At 50.5% G+C, this 4,761-nt stretch carries 9 protein-coding genes; all 9 read left to right on the top strand.

Translation table 11 applies throughout. The features are described from left to right. On the top strand, nucleotides 1–170 hold a 170-nt coding region (locus KEM39_RS12110; protein ID WP_418030206.1), incomplete at its 5' end, for an NGO1622 family putative holin. Next, a complete protein-coding gene (locus KEM39_RS10425; protein WP_118780297.1) occupies nucleotides 167–334 on the top strand; it encodes a hypothetical protein in 168 nt (55 codons plus the stop codon). The genes KEM39_RS12110 and KEM39_RS10425, both read left to right, overlap by 4 nt. 68 nt (nucleotides 335–402) lie before the next feature. Further along, complete coding sequence (locus tag KEM39_RS10420; protein ID WP_211709986.1) at nucleotides 403–1,089, top strand: phage replication initiation protein, NGO0469 family; 687 nt, start codon at nucleotides 403–405, stop codon at nucleotides 1,087–1,089. 115 nt (nucleotides 1,090–1,204) lie between these two features. Beyond that, on the top strand, nucleotides 1,205–1,696 hold the full coding sequence (locus tag KEM39_RS10415) for a siphovirus Gp157 family protein (protein WP_211709985.1): 492 nt from the start codon (nucleotides 1,205–1,207) through the stop codon (nucleotides 1,694–1,696). A gap of 24 nt (nucleotides 1,697–1,720) precedes the next feature. Further along, the gene (locus KEM39_RS10410) at nucleotides 1,721–2,023 is read left to right on the top strand and encodes a hypothetical protein (RefSeq protein WP_211709984.1); all 303 of its coding nucleotides are present in this window, start codon (nucleotides 1,721–1,723) and stop codon (nucleotides 2,021–2,023) included. A gap of 59 nt (nucleotides 2,024–2,082) precedes the next feature. Then, nucleotides 2,083–3,072, top strand: coding sequence for a hypothetical protein (locus tag KEM39_RS10405; protein ID WP_211709983.1), 990 nt, complete (start codon nucleotides 2,083–2,085; stop codon nucleotides 3,070–3,072). A gap of 32 nt (nucleotides 3,073–3,104) precedes the next feature. Next, entirely contained in the window at nucleotides 3,105–3,581 is a 477-nt protein-coding gene (locus KEM39_RS10400) for a class I SAM-dependent methyltransferase (protein WP_249182732.1), read from the top strand. 2 nt (nucleotides 3,582–3,583) lie between these two features. After that, the gene (locus KEM39_RS10395; RefSeq protein WP_211709982.1) at nucleotides 3,584–4,354 is read left to right on the top strand and encodes a DNA (cytosine-5-)-methyltransferase; all 771 of its coding nucleotides are present in this window, start codon (nucleotides 3,584–3,586) and stop codon (nucleotides 4,352–4,354) included. 3 nt (nucleotides 4,355–4,357) lie between these two features. Then, nucleotides 4,358–4,555 (top strand): hypothetical protein, encoded by a 198-nt coding sequence (locus tag KEM39_RS10390; RefSeq protein ID WP_211709981.1) that lies wholly within the window; start codon nucleotides 4,358–4,360, stop codon nucleotides 4,553–4,555. The last annotated feature ends 206 nt before the right edge of the window (nucleotides 4,556–4,761 follow it).

The raw sequence follows: 4,761 nt of genomic DNA, 5'->3' as shown, positions 1-4,761 counted from the left end.
AAAAGCCCGCCGATATTGCGGCAATGCGTATGGCGTTGGCTCAAAAGCAGGCGGAAGTTGACGAATTGAGCGCGCAGGTTTGGCTGGAAGAGCGGCATCTGAATGCGGAAGAGGAAGTCGATTACCGATGGGTACACGGCGATGCAGAAGTGCCGGAGGGTAAAGAATGAGCTTCCATCCCGAAACCGCTTATAACGGCAGCAGAGAAATAGAGCCGTACAGACCAAGCCCTGAAGAAATCAAATACTGGCAAAGCCTATACGCAGAAACCGCCGAAACACGGCGGATGACCGAAAAACAGGCAGAAGACCACATTAAAAGCATTATCAGATAACGCCGCCGCGCAAGGCATAAAACAGCGCGAGACCGATAGACGAAACGACCTTTAACAGGAGACCGAAAATGTCATTGATTTTAAGTGCGAAAGACGAAAGCAATTTCAAACCCTGCCCCGCAGGCAGCCATCACGCCACCTGCATCCGCATCATCGATTTGGGTACGCAGCTCGTTGAGTACCAAAACGAACAGAAGCAGCAGCACAAAATTTTAGTGCAGTGGGAAATCGACCCCGAAGGCGATCCGGAAATGCTGATGTCGGACGGCAGACCCTACCTTATCAGCCGCCGATACACCGCCAGCCTGCACAGCAAAAGCCAACTGGCAATAGACCTCAAAAGCTGGCGCGGAAGGGACTTTACACCGGAAGAACGCGACAACTTTGATTTACGCAATATTTTGGGCAAGCCCTGCCTGTTGAGTATCGCACATCAAGAAAGCAGCGACGGCAAAACCACCTATGCCAACATTTCCGCCATCAGCAACAAGATGAAGAGCTACACCCCGAAACATCCAGACAACGCCGTTTTTGCCTTCGATTTGTCAAACCCCGATTGGGCAAATTACGACCTTCTGCACGAGAAACTGAAAGAACAGATTGCAAAAAGCCCGGAATATGCCGAAGCCGTAAACGGCTACCAACCACCGGCACCACCGGAGAAACAGGCTCAAGCGGCGGAAGGGCAGCCGGAATATCCGCAAGGCAATGCCGCGCCTGTTGAAGACATCGAGGACGACATCCCTTTTAATTAAGCCCACCGTCAGGGCGTAAAACCGGACGGAAAATCGCAAACAAACGCCGTCTGAAGCAGTTGCAAACTGAAAAGTGACTACTGTTTCAGACGGCAACAGAGAAAGGAAATAAAAAATGACCGCCATCACACTCTACCAATGCGCAGCAGACGTACAGGCGGCACTTGATTACTACTTTGACAGCGAAACCGAGCGCGAAGACACGTTGGAAGCCGTTATCGGACAGTTCGAGGTCAAAGCCCAATCCGTTATTGCTTATATTAAAAACCAAGAAATCACGGAAAAAATGCTTGATGAACACATCAAGCAGATGACCGGGAAGCTCAAGGCGGCAAAAGCGCGGAATCAAAGCCTGAAAGACTACTTGGCGCGCAATATGCAATCGGCGGGTATTACCGAAATCAAAGCAGATGACGGCACTTTTAAAGCCTCGTTCAGAAAATCCAAAGCCGTCGAGATTTTAGACGAAGCACAAATCCCTGCCGAATTTATGCGTGAGACCGTCGAAATCGAACCGGACAAAACCGCCATCAGAAAAGCGATTGAAAGCGGTCAGGAAGTAGCAGGCGCGAAGATTGAAGAGCGTCAGAATTTGCAGATTAAATAAACCCCCCATTTTAAGGAATAAAAAATGACTCATAAATTCAAATTCGGCGACCGCGTGAAGAGAAAGTCAGACGGCGCGGTCGGAGTTGTAGCTGGTATAAGTTTTCAATCAGTTTTGATTTTTTTTGAGGGTAACTCGGTGTCCGGTTTTTATGATAATTACGAGTTTGAAATCGTCCCACACCCTGACACCGTTCGCCTTGATTGGCTGTCAGACAAGCACAACAAAATAGGCAGCGTCATCCTACCCACCGAGTGCGTGGAGCAGCATCTTGACAGTATGCGTGATGCGATAGACGCGGCAATGCGCTTAACGACAGGCAATTAACACAATCCGGCAGCCAAACGCCCGAGCCGTTGAGAAGCGGAAATTAATCGAGAAAACAAATGCAAACAGTAGCAACAAAACCGACGGCAAGCCAAATACTTGCTGCTAAGAAAGCGGCGAAGAAATCAACTCAGCAAGAACGCGCCCTGAAACGCGCGGGAACAGTCAAAAACGTTGACCGAAACCGTCTATCCACTTCATCAAAAGCGCAAAAAGAAAACATCGCCGAGATGTTGTCAGGCGCAAAGGTATCAGAAGACGAAGCCCTGACATGCAGCATTATGATGTGGCTGTCCTTGCAAGATATGCGCTACGCCTGCAATCAGGAGCTAATCAACTTCGCCGAGCATATCATCAAACAGGTGCAACGCTTGGGCTTGTACTGCAACACAGACGACCCCGCGAATGAGAAAAGCGTGGAGTTTGCCTGCCGTGAAGCATCGCAAGCGGTCGCGCAATGGACTAAGGATTTTGACAATTTGAGCCCGAATCAGCGGCAACTCGTGTTACGTCCATTGCAAAATCTGTTCGCCGCGTATGAAGCGTTTTTGAAAGACGCGCCAGCACGACTAATCGCCGAAGTATCGACATACTCATTGGCCGTCCGAGTTGCCAAGAAAGCCATGACGTTTTTAGAACTTGACGGCGGTTTGATTTCGGCGGTTGACAAAGTCATCAGCGGCGCGGATTCACGCGCACAAGCCCGCCGCCTGAAAATGCCATACGCGGAATTTACAGACCGAATACTACACGCCGCAAACCTGCTTTACGATGTGGGCATTCAAGCGGACAAGGAGCTTTCGGCGATGTACGGCAAGCCGCTGAATCCCGTGCGTCCCCAGCGAATAAGCGACGTACGACAGCCTATGATGAAAATGCTTACAGCAAACAAAGGCGGTGCGTTGATTCAAGCCGTAAAAGACTCAGAAGACATCATCCGACATTGCGACAACGGCACGGGCTTCAGCTGCTTTAATTGGACGAAACATTTTAAGCGGGCGGCGAACCTGATCGGATTAATGAAACAGGAAAATTTATTAAAGGCTTAATAGCCGTAATCATGATTTTGGGTGGAATAAAAATGAAAGTACTGGATCCATGTTGTGGTAGTCGCATGATGTATTTTGACAAGCAAGACCAACGTTGCCTGTTTGGCGACCTGCGCACCGAAAGCCACTATCTGAAAGACCGTGGCAATCTGCGCCACCTCGAAATCCACCCTGACGTGCGGCTAGACTTTACCGCACTGCCATTTGCCGACGACAGCTTTAATTTGGTGGTTTTCGACCCGCCGCACCTTGTACGAGCCGGAAAAAAATCATGGTTGGCCAAAAAATACGGCCAGCTTACTCAAGACTGGTGCGACGACCTCAGCAAAGGCTTCGCGGAATGTTTCCGCGTATTAAAACCCAATGGCGTGCTGATTTTTAAGTGGAACGAAGACCAAATCAAAGTTCCGCAGATTTTGGCACTTACCCCGAACAAACCCCTATTCGGGCATCCCACCGGCCGCCACGGCAGAACGCATTGGTTCGCGTTTATGAAAGAGGCCGTCTGAAAATGCGCGAACTATCTCTGTTCAGCGGTATAGGCGGCGGCATCTACGGCTCGCTGATACTTGGCTGGGAAACGGCCGCCTACATTGAAAAAGACGAATACTGCCGAGCAGTCATCCGCCAGCGTATTGCAGACGGCTGGTTTAACCAAGGAAATATTTATGGAGACATCACAGAATTTAACCGGCACCACGCCGCCGAATATGCCGGCACCATCGACGTGCTCACAGGCGGATTCCCCTGCCAGCCTTTCAGCCTGGCTGGCAAACGCAAGGGCACAGACGACGAACGCTACCTGTTCGCTGAAATTGTCAAAACGATTGAGGTTGTACAACCGCGAATCTGTTTTTTTGAAAACGTCCCCGGCCTCCTCACCAGCCCGGCCGTTATCGAAATTTACCGCACGCTCGACAGGCTCGGCTATCGACCCAAACCCCCATTGGTGCTTGGAAGTGCTGACTGCGGAAACATCCACAAACGAGAACGCGTGTGGATTTACGCCGCCCGTCAGGATTCCGACCATCGGCGCGAACGAATACAAAGGGTCAGGACGGGCGAGATACAGGGGCAGCCCGGAATATCGCGGAGCGAAAGCATCAGAAGGTTTGAGGACATCCTCTGCCGACCCGATATACCTAACCCCCTCTTTTGCGGAGTGGATGATGAATTTCCCGATTGGCAGCAGCGGCTTAAAGCCGTTGGCAACGGACAAGACCCAATCGTAATGGCAACCGCGTTCAACCTTTTACACGACTATATCGAAAGGGAAAATTAAACGATGGCAACAGTAAGCATCCTCATCAGCGACCAACCGGACGGCCTGTTTATCAAGCTGACCTCCGACGAACCGATGCCGAAAGATGGCGAAGACGGCGGCAGTATCGCCCAGAACGCAGGCCTTATTTGCCTAGCCATCCTTAAACGCGAAATGCGGCAGATAACAGGCAAAGAACCAGTTTTGATTGATATCCAATAACCCGCGTGGCGGAACCAGAGGTAAAAAATGAACGAGATTAAAACCATCCTAACAATGGTGCAGGAGCTGCATAATAATCAGCAGCGCGGCAGGCTGGCCGGACTCACCGAAGATTCGGCTATTCTGATCGATACCGCCGACATCGCCGAAATGATGAATTACTCTTACAGCTACACTTATAATAAAATCGTCTGCCGCCCTGATTT

The sequence above is a fragment of the Neisseria sp. Marseille-Q1983 genome (assembly GCF_018224585.1).
Classification (GTDB): domain Bacteria; phylum Pseudomonadota; class Gammaproteobacteria; order Burkholderiales; family Neisseriaceae; genus Neisseria; species Neisseria polysaccharea.
The sequence above is the reverse complement of the archived record's forward strand: the minus strand, read 5'-3'. Positions and strand labels throughout refer to the sequence as shown.